Below are 14,192 nucleotides of genomic sequence, written 5' to 3'. Positions count from 1 at the left end.
GAGATCCCCATGCGCGCCTTCTTCGCAGTTGTCATTCTGTGTGCCGCGTCCCTCCTCTCCCCTGTCTCGGCCCGGGCCGAAGATCCGATCGACGCCACACGGACGATGATCGAGGACCAGATCAAAGCCTTCCTCAACGAGGATGCGGAAACGGCCTATTCATTCGCCGCTCCCGGCATCAGGGCGATGTATCCCGACAAGAACCTGTTCTTCGCCATGGTGAAGAAGAGCTACGAGCCGGTCTATCACCCCGGCAACTACGCCTTCGGCCGCAGCCGCTCGATCGACAACGGCGCGCTGATCTATCACGAGGTGCTGATCTCCGGCCGCGACGGCAAGGACTGGACGGCGATCTACCAGATCACCCGCCAGCCGGACGGCAGCTACCGGATCAACGGCGTGCAGATCATGCCGGATGCGGACAGCAAGGGTATTTGATCAAACGGGTGCGAGGTCGCCTCTCGCCCATTCCTCCATCGTTTCCGCCATGAAATCGGCGAAGCGGCCTTCGGCGATCGCCTTGCGGATGCCCTGCATCAGTTCCTGGTAATAGGCGAGATTGTGCCAGGAGAGCAGCATGCCGCCGAGCGCCTCGTTGGCGCGGACGAGATGGTGCAGATAGGCGCGGGAATAATCGCGCGAGGCCGGGCAGTCCGACTGATCGTCGAGCGGGCGCATATCCTCGGCATGGCGGGCATTGCGGATGTTGACCTTGCCGCGGCGGGTAAAGGCCAGGCCGTGGCGGCCGGAGCGGGTCGGCATGACGCAGTCGAACATATCGATGCCGCGGGCGACCGATTTCAGCATATCGTCAGGCGTGCCGACGCCCATGAGGTAGCGCGGCTTTTCCAGCGGCAGCACCGGCAGCGTCGTTTCCAGCATCCGCAGCATGACGTCCTGCGGTTCGCCGACGGCAAGGCCGCCGACCGCATAACCCTTGAGGCCAAGCTGGCTCAGCGCCTCAGCCGAGCGGATACGCAGCGCCGGGATATCGCCGCCCTGGACGATGCCGAACATCGCTTTTCCCGGCTGCTCGCCGAAGGCGACCCGGCAGCGCTCGGCCCAGCGCAGCGACATTTCCATGGCGCGCTCGATCTCCTTCGGCTCGGCCGGCAGCGCCACGCATTCGTCGAGCTGCATCTGGATGTCGGAGCCGAGCAGCCCCTGGATCTCGATGGAGCGCTCCGGCGACATATGGTGCAGGCTGCCGTCGACATGCGACTTGAAGGTGACGCCCTGCTCGTCGAGCTTGCGCAGGCCGGAGAGCGACATGACCTGAAAACCGCCGGAATCCGTCAGGATCGGGTGCTCCCAGCGGATCAGCTTGTGCAGGCCGCCGAGGCGGGCGACGCGCTCGGCACTCGGGCGCAGCATCAGATGATAGGTATTGCCGAGGATGATGTCGGCGCCGGTCTCGCGCACCTGGTCGAGATACATCGCCTTGACGGTGCCGACGGTGCCCACCGGCATGAAGGCCGGCGTGCGGATGGTGCCGCGCGGCATGGAAATTTCGCCGAGGCGCGCGCCGGCATCAGTCTTCTTCAACGTGAATTGGAAGTTCTCTGTCATTTGTCTTTCCGGAAAAGAAGGCTCGCGTCGCCGTAGGAGTAGAAGCGGTAGCCTGTCGAAATGGCGTGTTCATAGGCCGCATGCATGGTCTCGAAGCCGGCAAAAGCCGAGACCAGCATGAACAGCGTCGAGCGCGGCAGGTGGAAATTGGTCATCAGCATGTCCACGACCTTGAAACGGTAGCCGGGCGTGATGAAGATACCGGTGGCGCCGGCCCAGGGCTTGATCTCTCCGCTTTCCGCCGCTGCACTTTCGATCAGCCGCAGCGAAGTCGTGCCGACGCAGACGATACGCCCGCCCCTTGCCTTGACGGCATTCAGCCGGGCGGCGATTTCACCACTGACATAGCCGCTTTCGAGGTGCATCTTGTGATCGTCGGTATCGTCGGCCTTCACAGGCAGGAAGGTGCCGGCACCGACATGCAGCGTGACGAAATGGCGTTCGATGCCGGCCTTATCCAGCGCCGCAAACAGATCAGGCGTGAAGTGCAGGCCGGCGGTGGGGGCGGCGACGGCGCCCTCCTCGCGTGCGTAGATCGTCTGGTAGTCCTCGCGGTCGCGCTCGTCCTCGGGCCGCTTGGCGGCGATATAGGGCGGCAGCGGAATATGGCCGACGGCAGCGATCGCCTCGTCGAGCGCCGGGCCTGCGAGATCGAAGGCGAGCGTCACTTCGCCGGCATCGCCCTTTTCCTCGACGGTGGCATCGAGCGCGCCGAGGAAGCAGCTTTCGCCGCTATGACCGAAGGCGATGCGGTCGCCCTCCTTGATGCGCTTGCCGGGTTTGGCGAAGGCCTTCCAGCGGCTGGGGCCGATGCGCATATGCAGCGTTGCCGACACCTGCTGGCCGCCGGCCCCGTCGCGGTGGCGGATGCCTTCGAGCTGGGCGGGAATGACCTTGGTATCGTTGAAGACCAGCGCATCGCCGGCCCGCAGGAAGGAAGGCAGATCGCCGACGCGATGATCGGAGAGCACGCTTTCCGCATGCGGCACGCTTTCAGCATGAGGCCCGCTTTTCGCGTGGGGATTGACGACGAGCAGACGGGCGCTGTCGCGCGGCTCGGCGGGCCGCAACGCGATGCGTTCATCCGGCAGATCGAAATCGAAAAGGTCTACGCGCATAACGGCACTTTCGGGCAAAGCGAAACCCGCCCCCACGCGGTTTGACGCGCAAGAGCGGGTTTCAGCAGAAATCACAATCAGACGTCGGCGGCAACCCGCATCGAGACGATCGAGTCCGGATCGGAAACCGGCTCGCCGCGCTTGATCTTGTCGACGTTGTCCATGCCTTCGATGACCTGGCCCCAGACGGAATACTGTTTGTTCAGCCAGGGCGCGTCGGTGAAGCAGATGAAGAACTGCGAGTTGGCCGAGTTCGGGTTCTGCGAACGGGCCATCGAGCAGGTGCCGCGCGTATGCGTGGTCGCGGAGAATTCAGCCTTCAGATCCGGCTTGGAGGAGCCGCCCATGCCGGCGCGGCCGGGATTGAAGGTTTCAGAGCCCTTCTTGCCGAATTCGACATCGCCCGTCTGGGCCATGAAGTCCTGGATGACGCGGTGGAAAACGACGCCGTCATAGGCCTTTTCGCGGGCGAGTTCCTTGATGCGGGCGACATGCTCCGGGGCGACCTGCGGCAGAAGCTGAATGACAACCTTGCCCTTGGTGGTTTCCAGAATGATGGTGTTTTCGGGATCCTTGATCTCGGCCATTGCCTTCTCCTCTTGTTTCTCTCGTAACTTACTTCTTGCCCAGGGTGACCTTGATCATCCGGTCGGGACTTTTGACTTCGCCGTTCTGACCTTCGCCACGCTTGATCTTGTCGACATTCTCCATGCCGGAAACGACCTTGCCGACGACGGTGTACTGGCCGTTAAGGAAGGAGCCGTCATCGAACATGATGAAGAACTGCGAATTGGCGGAATTCGGATCCTGCGAACGGGCCATGCCGACGGTGCCGCGCACGAACGGGGTCTTGGAAAACTCGGCCGGGATATCCGGCATGTCGGAAGAGCCGGTGCCGGCGAGGCTCGCATCGAAACCCTTTTCCATATTGCCGTATTTGACGTCGCCGGTCTGGGCCATGAAGCCGTCGATGACGCGGTGGAAGGCGACGTTGTCGTATTCGCCCTTCTTGGCCAGCGCCTCGATCTGGGCGACATGCTTCGGCGCCACCTCAGGCATCAACTGGATGACGACGGGGCCGTTCTTCAGCTCTATGGTGAGATAGTGATCGGCCGACTGGGCGAAGGCGTCCCCCGCGAAGGAGGCGAGATACAACACGCCGGCAAATGCGAGATAAAAGAGTTTCATATGGGCTCCATTGCGGCGGGTTTCGCCTGGTCTTTGCGCTTGCCAGACTTCGTACTTGTCAGTCTGGGCGCTTGGATGTGAGGGCTTGCAAGACGGCGGCCGGCACGAAGGCGCTGACATCGCCGCCCATGGCGGCGATCTGGCGGACCAATGTGGCGGTAATGGGCCGCGAGGCCGTGCCTGCCGGCAAAAAGATGGTCTGGATATCGGGCGCCATCGTTCTGTTCATGCCGGCCATCTGCATTTCGTAATCAAGATCTGTGCCGTCGCGAAGACCGCGGATCAGAAGCGTGGCGCCATGGGCGCGGGCGGCATCGACGACCAGATTGTCGAAGGAGACGACATCGATATCGCCGGTCTTGCCGGGCAGCGCTTCGGCCAGCGAAAGGCGGATCAGCTCGGCTCTCTCCTCGAAGGAAAAGAGCGGCGCCTTGCCGGGATGGATGCCGATCGCGACGATCACCCTTTGGGCGACGTTCAGCGCCTGGACCAGAACATCCACATGCCCATTGGTGATCGGGTCGAAGGACCCGGGATAAAAAGCTGTCGTCATCTGGCCCGACCGTTGGTTTGACGCCTTTTGTCACGGATGCCGCCTTGCCGCAAGTGATTTGGCCAATCGTCCCGGACGGTTGAACGGCGGATGAACGGCCCGTTCAAGGCGGTTTCAGACGGGATCTGCTTAACTCAAATCATCAAGACAGCCGATGCCATTCCGGCATTTGGCGCTCCCCGAAAGACCACTTCCATGCTGATCGTGCTCGTTGCACTTGCCGTTATTTCCTCGCTTGCCGCCGAGATGGCCTATGGCTACTTCGCCGATCGCTACGAGGTGAGCTGGGTGCGGCCGGAGCTTGCCGAACATGCGGCGATCGTGCGCGCCCAGGGCCGTCTGCGGGAAAAGAAAAACGACGTTCGAATCTGAACGCCAGATGAACGAGACATTCAAGGAGGCTTCAGATCGGCATTGGTAAACACCGCCTCAACATCCGGCGGAACCATTTTAAAACGGATGCGTTCATTCAACCGACACATAGATGCGATTATCGCGGCAGGAAGGACTAAAGATGCCCGGCAAGATTACGATGATTAACGTGCTCTGGATGGTAATGGTCACGGGCATGCTGACCGCAACTGTCGCTCTCTATGATCAGAAGATTGATACGTCCAAGGTTTATGGTCCCTATGCTTCGGCCCGGACGGCCGTACTGGGCCAGTACTGAGGGGCGAGAACGCAACTCCCCAGGAAAGGAATGCCTATGTTCACGATCTTGACAGTGCTCACCGCCCTTATCAGCGTCATGTTCATAGTGTCTGTAGCCTCGACGATATCAGCGCTGCGGCGCGAAGGTGAAGAGGTCAAGGCGCTGAACGAAAAACATAGAGCGTTCTGACTTTCCTCCTTTTCCAACTCCTTCCCCACCTTGAGCGGCCCCCTTCCGCTGCCAAGGCCTTTCAAAGCTGGATGCACCCAGCGTCCGGCTTTTTCTTTGCCCCCGGCAAAGACAACCGCGACTGCTAAAGAAAAGGGCGGCCCGAAGCCGCCCCGTTCACCTGATCATTCCTCGGCCGGCCCGGCCGGATCGCCATCGGCAGCCGGCGCCTCACCGGCAGCCGCTTCGCCGGTCGCTGCGGCGCCTTCGGCGGTCTCGACAGTCTCCTCCGCCTCATCCTCCTCAGGCTCGCTGATACGCTCGACCGAGACGACCTTCTCGTCCTTGGCCGTCGAGAAGATGGTGACGCCCTTGGTGGCGCGGCTGGCGATACGGATGCCGCCGACCGGTACGCGGATCAGCTGGCCGCCATCGGAAACCAGCATGATCTGATCGCCGTCCTCGATGGGGAAGGCCGCGACCAGTTCGCCGATCTCGCCGGTCTTCGACGTGTCGGTGGCGCGGATGCCCTTGCCGCCGCGGCCGGAGATGCGGAAATCGTAGGACGACGAACGCTTGCCGAAGCCTTTTTCGGAGACGGTGAGAACGTACTGCTCGAGCTGCTTCAGCTCTTCGTAACGCTCGTCGGAGAGCTGTCCCTCCTCGGTGACCTCCTCGCCGACCAGCGCGATCTCCTCGGCCTCACCCGTGGTCAGGCGGCGGTCGTTGGCGGCGCGCTTCAGGTAAGCGGCACGCTCCCACGGCTCGGCGTTGACATGGCGGACGATGGTCATCGAGATGATGCGGTCGCCGCCGGCAAGGCTGATGCCGCGCACGCCGATCGAGTTGCGGCCGGCAAAAACGCGGACGTCGTCGACGGAGAAGCGGATGCACTGCCCGAGCGCCGTCGTCAGCAACACATCGTCATTCTCCGTGCAGGTCTCGACGGAGAGGATCTCATCGCCCTCCTCCTCGAGCTTCATGGCGATCTTGCCGTTGCGGTTGACCTGGACGAAATCCGACAGCTTGTTGCGGCGAACCGTGCCGCGCGTCGTCGAGAACATAACGTCGAGGTTGTCCCAGCTCTCCTCGTCCTCGGGCAAGGGCAGGATGGTGGTGATGCGTTCGCCGGGGGCGAGCGGCAGCATGTTGATCAGCGCCTTGCCGCGCGAGGTCGGCGTGCCGATCGGCAGGCGCCAGACCTTTTCCTTGTAGACGATGCCACGTGAGGAGAAGAAAAGGACCGGCGTATGGGTGTTGACAACGAATAGCCGGCTAACAAAATCTTCGTCGCGGGTGGTCATGCCGGAGCGACCCTTGCCGCCGCGGCGCTGGGCGCGGTAGGTGGTCAGCGGCACGCGCTTGATATAGCCGAGATGCGAAACGGTGACGACCATGTCCTCGCGGGCAATCAGATCCTCGTCGTCCATTTCGAGGCCGCCATCGACGATCTCGGTGCGGCGCGGCGTACCGAATTCGTCGCGCACGGCAGTGAGCTCATCCTTGACGATGGTCTGGATGCGGAGGCGCGAAGAGAGAATATCGAGGTAATCCTTGATTTCCTCGCCGATCTTATTGAGTTCGTCGCCGATTTCGTCGCGGCCAAGAGCCGTCAAACGGGCAAGGCGCAGTTCGAGGATGGCGCGGGCCTGCTCTTCGGAGAGGTTGTAAGTCAGGTCCTCGTTGATGCGGTGGCGCGGATCGTCGATCAGACGGATCAGGCTTTCGACATCTTCGGCCGGCCAGCGGCGGGTCATCAGTTCTTCGCGGGCCGACTGCGGATCGGGCGCCTGACGGATGACGCGGATGACTTCATCGATATTGGCGACGGCAATGGCGAGGCCGACCAACACATGGGCGCGGTCACGCGCCTTGCGCAGCAGGAATTTCGTTCTCCGGCTAACGACTTCTTCACGGAAGGAGACGAAAGCGCGCAGCATGTCGAGCAGGGTCAGCTGCTCCGGCTTGCCGCCGTTCAACGCCACCATGTTGCAGCCGAAAGAGGTCTGCAGCGGCGTATAGCGATAAAGCTGGTTGAGGATGACCTCGGCATTGGCGTCGCGCTTCAGTTCGACGACGACGCGATAACCCTGGCGGTCGGATTCGTCGCGCAGATCGGAGATGCCTTCGATGCGCTTGTCGCGCACCAGCTCGGCCATCTTCTCGATCATCGTCGCCTTGTTCACCTGGTAGGGAATCTCGGTGATGATGATCTGCTCGCGGTCGCCGCGCATCGGCTCGATGGCCGCAACGCCGCGCATGATGACCGAACCACGGCCGGTCTCATAAGCCGAGCGAATGCCGGCACGGCCGAGGATCTTCGCACCCGTCGGGAAGTCGGGGCCGGGAATGATCTGCATCAGTTCCGGCAGTTCGATGGCCGGATCGTCGATCAGCGCAATGCAGCCGTCGATGACTTCCGACAGGTTGTGCGGCGGAATGTTGGTCGCCATGCCGACGGCGATGCCGCCGGCGCCGTTGACCAGCAGATTCGGGAACTTGGCGGGCACGACGACCGGCTCGGAGAGCGTGCCGTCGTAGTTGTCGCGGAAATCGACGGTTTCCTTGTCGAGATCGTCGAGCAGCGAATGGGCAGCCTTTTCGAGGCGGCATTCGGTGTAACGTTCGGCCGCCGGCGGATCACCGTCGACCGAGCCGAAATTGCCCTGACCGTCGATCAGCGGCAGACGCAGCGACCAGGGCTGGGCCATGCGGGCCAGCGCATCATAGATCGCCGAATTGCCGTGCGGATGGTATTTACCCATCACATCGCCGGTGACGCGGGCGCATTTGACGTATTTCTTGTTCCAGTCGATGCCGAGCTCGGACATGCCGTAGAGGATGCGCCGGTGCACGGGCTTCAGGCCGTCGCGCACGTCGGGCAGCGCGCGGCTGACGATGACGCTCATGGCGTAATCGAGATACGACCGCTGCATTTCCTCCATGATGGAGATGGGCTCGATGCCTGGCGGGAGCTTCCCGCCGCCGGGGGGTGTTTGCTCAGTCAAAACAGATCACGATCTCTTCTAGAATCACTTGAAGATTTATAGCGGAAAGCCCGTTCCCGCGCCAATTTCACGCGGCGTTTTGAACAGGCTTTTGCGGCTTAAAGAGGGTAAAACATGTAAGTTGCGCGGCCGAACCGGAGAAATCCGCCGCAGGCCGCCGCGGGATATTTGCCAAATCGGAATACCCGCTTCACAATCATAAAACCACGCATAAAAACCACGCAACTATATGGGGTTCTCGAGAGACGATGGCAAGCGCCGACCTATTGATCAACGCCTTCACGACGCTCATCGTCACCATCGATCCGCCGGGGCTGGCCCCGATCTTCCTGGGGCTGACGACCGGCATGAGCCGCGCCCAGCGCACGCAGGTGGCGCTGCGCGGCTCGACCATCGCCTTCATCATCCTCGCCGTCTTCGCGCTGTTCGGGGCCGGCGTGCTCGGCGTGCTCGGCATTTCGATCGGCGCCTTCCGCATCGCCGGCGGCCTGCTGCTCTTCTGGATTGCCTTCGAGATGGTGTTCGAACGGCGCCAGGAGCGCAAGGAGAAGGCCACCGAGGCGGCCGTCACCAAGGATCATATCGAAAATATCGCCGTCTTTCCGCTCGCCTTGCCGCTGATCGCCGGTCCCGGTGCGATCTCCGCGACGATCCTGCTTGCCGGCACGCTGCCGACCTCCGTCGAAAAAGCCCAGCTGATCGCCGTCATCGCCGCCAATCTGCTGCTGACCTTCCTGATGCTGCTGATTGCCGAACGGCTCGACCGTTTCCTCGGCGTCACCGGCCGGGCGATCCTGACACGGCTCCTCGGCGTCATCCTCGCCGCCCTAGCGGTGCAATTTGTCGTCGACGGCGCGAAAGCGGCACTTAATCTGATCAGCGCGACGCCGCATTAATGCATGCCGCAGCGAGCGTGCGGCGGCTTGCGATAAAGAGATGCGGAAATGCGTGGCAATCGAAGCTGAAACATAACGACACTCTTTAGGCAGCCAGAAGTGCGAACGCCTCTTCGGCGTTTCAGGAACTTGCGTCATCGTCAAAGCGCGTAGGATAGCCCTCGTCAACTCGCGAAAACCGTCTATCGACGAACCGATATCCGAATGGGCCATACGATCAAATGAGAGAATGCCAAAACTGGGTGCACTTTCGCGCAGATCCTCTACTCCCCTGAAAAGGGCCGGCAGGTACTCTGCTGCAAATCCGGCAAGCACTTTGTGGTAACTGGGAGCAAGCGATAGGGGCCAACTCTCGCCATTGAAAGGCTCAATTGGGACGTCCACCCGCAGGCCTTGCGCATTTGCGGACTGATCCAGGCTTGCTGACAGCAGGCCATATACGGTCATGCCCCCAACCGGTCGAGCTATTTCCACAGCCACGCTTTTCCGGTGGGGGATGCCTTCTCCACCGGCGAAAGCCCTACTCTCCCAAAGATGGCATCGCGTCGGTTCAATCGAGGGCGGCGCCTCGTCCAACCAAAGTCGGAGGCAGGCACCGGAGGTTTTCTCAAAGGTGTGGCAACTCATTCAGAAATTCCCCAGAGGCTTTTGCAATGCCGCCCCATCCAGGGCTTCAGTTGCAGTGGAAAATGCCATCGTCGCGACCAAAGAAAAAGAGCATGACGCCGTCCAGGGCATCATGCTCTCAATTCTTATTCAAACCAGGATCGGCACCGATCAGAACGGGATGTCGTCGTCGAGATCCCGCGAGAAGTTGCCGCCGCCACCGCCGCGGCTTGGCGATGATGAGGGAGCCGGGGCGCCGTAGTCGTCGCCATAATCATTGTTGCTGCTGCCGCCACGACCGCCGCCGGAGCTTGCACCGCCGCCTTCACCGCGGCCGTCGAGCATGGTCAGCGTCGAACCGAAGCCCTGCAGCACCACTTCCGTCGAGTAGCGGTCCTGGCCCTGCTGGTCCTGCCATTTGCGGGTCTGAAGCTGGCCTTCGATATAGAGCTTGGCGCCCTTCTTCACATATTGCTCGACGACCTTGCATAGGCCCTCGTTGAACACGACGACCGTGTGCCATTCGGTCTTTTCACGGCGCTCGCCGGAATTGCGGTCGCGCCAGGTCTCCGAGGTCGCGATACGGAGATTGGCGATCGGCCGGCCATCCTGCGTGCGGCGGATTTCCGGGTCCGCACCGACGTTTCCAATCAGAATTACCTTGTTTACACTACCAGCCATGCTTCACACCCTGCCTGCCGCCCTGCCCGGCGGCGTTAATCGATCAGCGCACCTTAAACCATCGCGGACCGCCGATGCGCGTAAACGGTCGTTCATCCACATGTTTATCCCATCAGAAAACCGCATGCATTCATCAGGAATTTTGTTCTTTATTTGTTCTAGTTTATCCGTATGATCCTGTCAACAGAATCGAAAACCTTGACCCTAGTTGACATTCAGCCTCGACTCGCCGGTCGGCATCACTAAATAAGGGCTGTTATCCCAAAGGACCAAAGCTGAGACGATGAGCGAACTGAAGACGATCTCCATCCGCGGCGCGCGCGAGCATAATCTCAAGGGCATCGATCTCGATCTGCCGCGCAACAAGCTGATCGTCATGACCGGGCTTTCGGGCTCCGGCAAGTCCTCGCTTGCCTTCGACACGATCTATGCCGAGGGCCAGCGCCGTTATGTCGAGAGCCTGTCGGCCTATGCCCGGCAGTTCCTCGAAATGATGCAGAAGCCCGACGTCGACCAGATCGACGGGCTGTCGCCGGCGATCTCGATCGAACAGAAGACCACCTCGCGCAATCCGCGCTCGACTGTCGGCACCGTCACCGAGATTTACGACTATATGCGCCTGCTCTTTGCCCGTGTCGGCGTTCCCTATTCGCCGGCGACCGGCCTGCCGATCGAGAGCCAGACCGTCAGTCAGATGGTCGACCGCATCCTCGATTTCGGCGAAGGCACCCGTCTTTATATTCTCGCGCCGCTCGTGCGCGGGCGCAAGGGCGAATACAAGAAGGAACTGGCGGAGCTGATGAAGAAGGGCTTCCAGCGCGTCAAGGTCGACGGCCAGTTCTACGAGATCGCCGAGGCGCCGGTGCTCGATAAAAAATACAAGCACGATATCGACGTGGTGGTCGACCGCATCGTCGTGCGCTCGGATGTCTCGGCCCGCCTGGCCGACAGTCTGGAAACCTGCCTGAAGCTCGCCGACGGGCTAGCTGTCGCCGAATTCGCCGACAAGCCGCTGCCGCCGGAAGAGACTTCGGCCGGCGGCTCGGCCAACAAGTCGCTGAACGAGACGCATGAGCGCGTGCTGTTTTCGGAAAAATTCGCCTGCCCGGTTTCCGGCTTCACCATTCCGGAGATCGAGCCGCGACTGTTCTCCTTCAACAATCCCTTCGGCGCCTGCCCGACCTGCGACGGCCTCGGCGCCCAGCAGAAAATCGATCCGGATCTGATCGTGCCGGAGCCCGAACGGACGCTGCGCGACGGGGCGATCGCCCCCTGGGCCAAGTCGACTTCGCCCTACTACAACCAGACGCTTGAGGCGCTCGGCAAACATTACGGCTTCAAGCTCGGGACGCGCTGGAACGATCTTTCCGACGAGGCCAAGGATGTCATCCTCAACGGCACCGACGACAAGATCGAATTCCATTATGCCGACGGCGCCCGCTCCTATACGACGCAGAAGAATTTCGAAGGCATCATCACCAATCTCGAGCGGCGCTGGAAGGAGACCGATTCCGCCTGGGCGCGCGAGGACATCGAGCGCTTCATGTCGGCGGCCCCCTGCCCGTCCTGCAACGGCTTCCGCCTGAAGCCGGAGGCCTTAGCGGTGAAGATAAGCACGCTGCATATCGGCGAAGTCACCGGCATGTCGATCCGCGTCGCCCGCGACTGGTTCGAGACGCTGCCGGCCAGCTTCAATGCCAAGCAGAACGAGATTGCCGTGCGCATCCTCAAGGAAATCCGCGACCGGCTGCGTTTCCTCAACGATGTCGGCCTGGAATATCTCAGCCTGTCGCGCAATTCCGGCACGCTGTCGGGCGGCGAAAGCCAGCGCATCCGGCTAGCCTCGCAGATCGGCTCGGGGCTGACCGGCGTGCTCTACGTGCTCGACGAGCCGTCGATCGGCCTGCATCAGCGCGACAATGCCCGGCTGCTCGACACGCTGAAGCACCTGCGCGACATCGGCAACACCGTCATCGTCGTCGAACATGACGAGGATGCGATCATGACGGCCGACGACGTGGTCGATATCGGACCCGCCGCCGGCATTCACGGCGGCCAGGTCATTGCCCACGGCACGCCGCAGGACATCATGGACAATCCGCAGTCGCTGACCGGAAAATATCTCTCAGGCGAACTCGGCGTTCCCGTTCCAAACGAGCGCCGCAAGCAGAAGAAGGGCCGCGAGATCAAGGTGGTCGGCGCGCGCGGCAACAACCTGAAGAACGTCACGGCCTCGATCCCGCTCGGCGTCTTTACGGCGGTGACCGGCGTCTCCGGCGGCGGCAAATCCACCTTCCTGATCGAGACGCTGTATAAATCAGCGGCTAGGCGGGTGATGGGCGCGCGCGAAAACCCGGCCGATCACGACCGCATCGACGGCTTCGAGCATATCGACAAGGTGATCGATATCGACCAGTCGCCGATCGGCCGCACGCCGCGCTCGAACCCGGCGACCTATACCGGCGCCTTCACGCCGATCCGCGACTGGTTCGCCGGCCTGCCGGAAGCCAAGGCGCGCGGCTACCAGCCGGGCCGCTTCTCCTTCAACGTCAAGGGCGGGCGTTGCGAGGCCTGCCAGGGCGACGGCGTCATCAAGATCGAGATGCACTTCCTGCCCGATGTCTACGTCACCTGCGACGTCTGCCACGGCAAGCGCTATAATAGAGAGACGCTCGACGTGACCTTCAAGCAGAAGTCGATCGCCGACGTGCTCGACATGACGGTGGAGGAAGGCGTCGATTTCTTCGCGGCAGTACCGGCCGTGCGCGACAAGCTGCAATCGCTGAAGGATGTCGGCCTCGGTTACATCAAGGTCGGCCAGCAAGCCAACACGCTTTCCGGCGGCGAGGCGCAGCGCGTCAAGCTCGCCAAGGAACTGTCGAAACGCTCGACCGGTCGCACACTCTATATTCTCGACGAGCCGACGACCGGCCTGCATTTCCACGACGTCGCCAAACTGCTCGAGATGCTGCATGAGCTGGTCAATCAGGGCAATTCGGTTGTGGTGATCGAGCACAATCTCGAAGTCATCAAGACCGCCGACTGGGTGCTCGATTTCGGACCCGAAGGCGGCGATGGCGGCGGCGAGATCGTGGCTTTCGGCACGCCCGAGACGATCGTCAAGGAGAAGCGGTCCTATACCGGACAGTTCCTCAAGGAATTGCTGGAGCGGCGGCCGGCCAAGAGGGCGGCTGCGGCAGAATGACGATGAGGCCAGCGTCGCCCGATGATCTGGAAAGGGTCGTGACGCTGACGGCAGCCGCCTATCGCCCCTATACCGAGCTCTTCGGTGCTCCGCCGATCCCGGTGACGGAAGATTACGCGCCACGCATCGAACGCGGCGAGGTCTGGCTGCGCGAGATCGGCGGCGAAATAACCGCGCTCATGGTCGTCGAACGGCATTCGGATCACCTCATGCTGTTCAGCATCGCGGTCTCGCCGGCCTTTCAGGGTGCCGGGCATGGTCTGGCGATGCTCAACTGGCTGGAGCGCAAGGCGCGCGAATGGGCGCAGCCTGAGATCCGGCTCTACACCAATGCGCTGATGGAGCGGAACATCGCCCTCTATGGCGCCTTCGGGTTTCAGGAAACGGGTCGCCGGCCGAACCCTTATCGGCCAGGATGGATGCTAGAGCATGATGCCGAAAAGTGTGAACGGTTTTCGGACGACATCATGCTCTAATACTCTGATTTAGAACAGGATTCATCCTGTTCTAGGCGACATGACGAAAGAGATTGATGCAGCCTGAATGGC

15 protein-coding genes are annotated in these 14,192 nt (G+C 61.7%); 7 read left to right on the top strand and 8 right to left on the bottom strand.

Features of this window, described 5'->3' with window-relative positions; genetic code table 11:
* The first annotated feature begins 9 nt into the window (after window positions 1-9).
* Entirely contained in the window at window positions 10-438 is a 429-nt protein-coding gene (locus BBJ66_RS10140; RefSeq protein WP_049735486.1) for a DUF4864 domain-containing protein, read from the top strand.
* Here BBJ66_RS10140 and tgt read toward each other — a convergent pair whose 3' ends face one another.
* The 5 genes from tgt to coaD form a co-directional block, all read right to left on the bottom strand.
* Window positions 439-1,569, bottom strand: coding sequence for a tRNA guanosine(34) transglycosylase Tgt (gene tgt, locus BBJ66_RS10135; RefSeq protein WP_071086768.1), 1,131 nt, complete (start codon window positions 1,567-1,569; stop codon window positions 439-441).
* Window positions 1,566-2,687: a tRNA preQ1(34) S-adenosylmethionine ribosyltransferase-isomerase QueA gene (gene queA / locus BBJ66_RS10130; protein WP_071086766.1), complete on the bottom strand. Its 1,122-nt coding sequence runs from the start codon at window positions 2,685-2,687 to the stop codon at window positions 1,566-1,568. The genes tgt and queA overlap by 4 nt, the downstream gene beginning before the upstream one ends.
* A 77-nt stretch (window positions 2,688-2,764) precedes the next feature.
* Window positions 2,765-3,274, bottom strand: coding sequence for a peptidylprolyl isomerase (locus BBJ66_RS10125; RefSeq protein WP_003573154.1), 510 nt, complete (start codon window positions 3,272-3,274; stop codon window positions 2,765-2,767).
* 28 nt (window positions 3,275-3,302) lie between these two features.
* Window positions 3,303-3,875, bottom strand: a complete 573-nt coding sequence (locus tag BBJ66_RS10120) for a peptidylprolyl isomerase (protein ID WP_049735489.1) — start codon at window positions 3,873-3,875, stop codon at window positions 3,303-3,305.
* 58 nt (window positions 3,876-3,933) lie between these two features.
* The gene (gene coaD / locus BBJ66_RS10115) at window positions 3,934-4,428 is read right to left on the bottom strand and encodes a pantetheine-phosphate adenylyltransferase (protein ID WP_071086765.1); all 495 of its coding nucleotides are present in this window, start codon (window positions 4,426-4,428) and stop codon (window positions 3,934-3,936) included.
* A gap of 90 nt (window positions 4,429-4,518) precedes the next feature.
* Between coaD and BBJ66_RS35745 the strand changes: the two genes are divergently transcribed.
* The 3 genes from BBJ66_RS35745 to BBJ66_RS35620 all read left to right on the top strand — a co-directional run bounded on the left by BBJ66_RS35745 (window position 4,519) and on the right by BBJ66_RS35620 (window position 5,269).
* Entirely contained in the window at window positions 4,519-4,800 is a 282-nt protein-coding gene (locus BBJ66_RS35745; RefSeq protein WP_049735491.1) for a hypothetical protein, read from the top strand.
* Between the two features lie 142 nt (window positions 4,801-4,942).
* On the top strand, window positions 4,943-5,098 hold the full coding sequence (locus BBJ66_RS34930; RefSeq protein WP_003586478.1) for a hypothetical protein: 156 nt from the start codon (window positions 4,943-4,945) through the stop codon (window positions 5,096-5,098).
* 36 nt (window positions 5,099-5,134) lie between these two features.
* Window positions 5,135-5,269, top strand: coding sequence for a hypothetical protein (locus tag BBJ66_RS35620; protein WP_018445350.1), 135 nt, complete (start codon window positions 5,135-5,137; stop codon window positions 5,267-5,269).
* Between the two features lie 164 nt (window positions 5,270-5,433).
* Here BBJ66_RS35620 and gyrA read toward each other — a convergent pair whose 3' ends face one another.
* Window positions 5,434-8,256, bottom strand: a complete 2,823-nt coding sequence (gyrA, locus tag BBJ66_RS10105) for a DNA gyrase subunit A (RefSeq protein WP_071086763.1) — start codon at window positions 8,254-8,256, stop codon at window positions 5,434-5,436.
* Between the two features lie 248 nt (window positions 8,257-8,504).
* Here gyrA and BBJ66_RS10100 point away from each other — a divergent pair, with 248 nt between their 5' ends.
* A complete protein-coding gene (locus BBJ66_RS10100) occupies window positions 8,505-9,152 on the top strand; it encodes a MarC family protein (RefSeq protein WP_049735493.1) in 648 nt (215 codons plus the stop codon).
* On the opposite strand, the gene BBJ66_RS33005 is transcribed toward BBJ66_RS10100, so the two are convergent.
* Window positions 9,084-9,599: a hypothetical protein gene (locus BBJ66_RS33005; protein ID WP_244511646.1), complete on the bottom strand. Its 516-nt coding sequence runs from the start codon at window positions 9,597-9,599 to the stop codon at window positions 9,084-9,086. The two genes, BBJ66_RS10100 and BBJ66_RS33005, sit on opposite strands and share 69 nt — an antisense overlap.
* Before the next feature lie 330 nt (window positions 9,600-9,929).
* Window positions 9,930-10,439, bottom strand: a complete 510-nt coding sequence (locus BBJ66_RS10095) for a single-stranded DNA-binding protein (RefSeq protein ID WP_049735495.1) — start codon at window positions 10,437-10,439, stop codon at window positions 9,930-9,932.
* Window positions 10,440-10,722: 283 nt separating this feature from the next.
* On the opposite strand from BBJ66_RS10095, the gene uvrA reads away from it, so the two are divergent.
* Together uvrA and BBJ66_RS10085 are read left to right on the top strand one after the other, a co-directional pair.
* A complete protein-coding gene (uvrA, locus tag BBJ66_RS10090; RefSeq protein ID WP_071086761.1) occupies window positions 10,723-13,644 on the top strand; it encodes an excinuclease ABC subunit UvrA in 2,922 nt (973 codons plus the stop codon).
* Window positions 13,641-14,120, top strand: a complete 480-nt coding sequence (locus tag BBJ66_RS10085) for a GNAT family N-acetyltransferase (protein WP_071086759.1) — start codon at window positions 13,641-13,643, stop codon at window positions 14,118-14,120. The genes uvrA and BBJ66_RS10085 overlap by 4 nt, the downstream gene beginning before the upstream one ends.
* Window positions 14,121-14,192 lie beyond the last annotated feature (72 nt).

This window comes from Rhizobium sp. RSm-3 (assembly GCF_001854685.1).
GTDB lineage: Bacteria > Pseudomonadota > Alphaproteobacteria > Rhizobiales > Rhizobiaceae > Rhizobium > Rhizobium ecuadorense.
The sequence above is the reverse complement of the archived record's forward strand: the minus strand, read 5'-3'. Positions and strand labels throughout refer to the sequence as shown.

Excerpts from the sequence above, each read along its gene's own strand:
- BBJ66_RS10140 (WP_049735486.1), top strand. The coding sequence starts at position 10 with ATGCGCGCCTTCTTCGCAGTTGTCATTCTGTGTGCCGCGTCCCTCCTC.
- tgt (WP_071086768.1), bottom strand. The coding sequence starts at position 1,569 with ATGACAGAGAACTTCCAATTCACGTTGAAGAAGACTGATGCCGGCGCG.
- queA (WP_071086766.1), bottom strand. The coding sequence starts at position 2,687 with ATGCGCGTAGACCTTTTCGATTTCGATCTGCCGGATGAACGCATCGCG.
- BBJ66_RS10125 (WP_003573154.1), bottom strand. The coding sequence starts at position 3,274 with ATGGCCGAGATCAAGGATCCCGAAAACACCATCATTCTGGAAACCACC.
- BBJ66_RS10120 (WP_049735489.1), bottom strand. The coding sequence starts at position 3,875 with ATGAAACTCTTTTATCTCGCATTTGCCGGCGTGTTGTATCTCGCCTCC.
- coaD (WP_071086765.1), bottom strand. The coding sequence starts at position 4,428 with ATGACGACAGCTTTTTATCCCGGGTCCTTCGACCCGATCACCAATGGG.
- BBJ66_RS35745 (WP_049735491.1), top strand. The coding sequence starts at position 4,519 with ATGAACGGCCCGTTCAAGGCGGTTTCAGACGGGATCTGCTTAACTCAA.
- BBJ66_RS34930 (WP_003586478.1), top strand. The coding sequence starts at position 4,943 with ATGCCCGGCAAGATTACGATGATTAACGTGCTCTGGATGGTAATGGTC.
- BBJ66_RS35620 (WP_018445350.1), top strand. The coding sequence starts at position 5,135 with ATGTTCACGATCTTGACAGTGCTCACCGCCCTTATCAGCGTCATGTTC.
- BBJ66_RS10100 (WP_049735493.1), top strand. The coding sequence starts at position 8,505 with ATGGCAAGCGCCGACCTATTGATCAACGCCTTCACGACGCTCATCGTC.
- BBJ66_RS33005 (WP_244511646.1), bottom strand. The coding sequence starts at position 9,599 with ATGACCGTATATGGCCTGCTGTCAGCAAGCCTGGATCAGTCCGCAAAT.
- BBJ66_RS10095 (WP_049735495.1), bottom strand. The coding sequence starts at position 10,439 with ATGGCTGGTAGTGTAAACAAGGTAATTCTGATTGGAAACGTCGGTGCG.
- uvrA (WP_071086761.1), top strand. The coding sequence starts at position 10,723 with ATGAGCGAACTGAAGACGATCTCCATCCGCGGCGCGCGCGAGCATAAT.
- BBJ66_RS10085 (WP_071086759.1), top strand. The coding sequence starts at position 13,641 with ATGACGATGAGGCCAGCGTCGCCCGATGATCTGGAAAGGGTCGTGACG.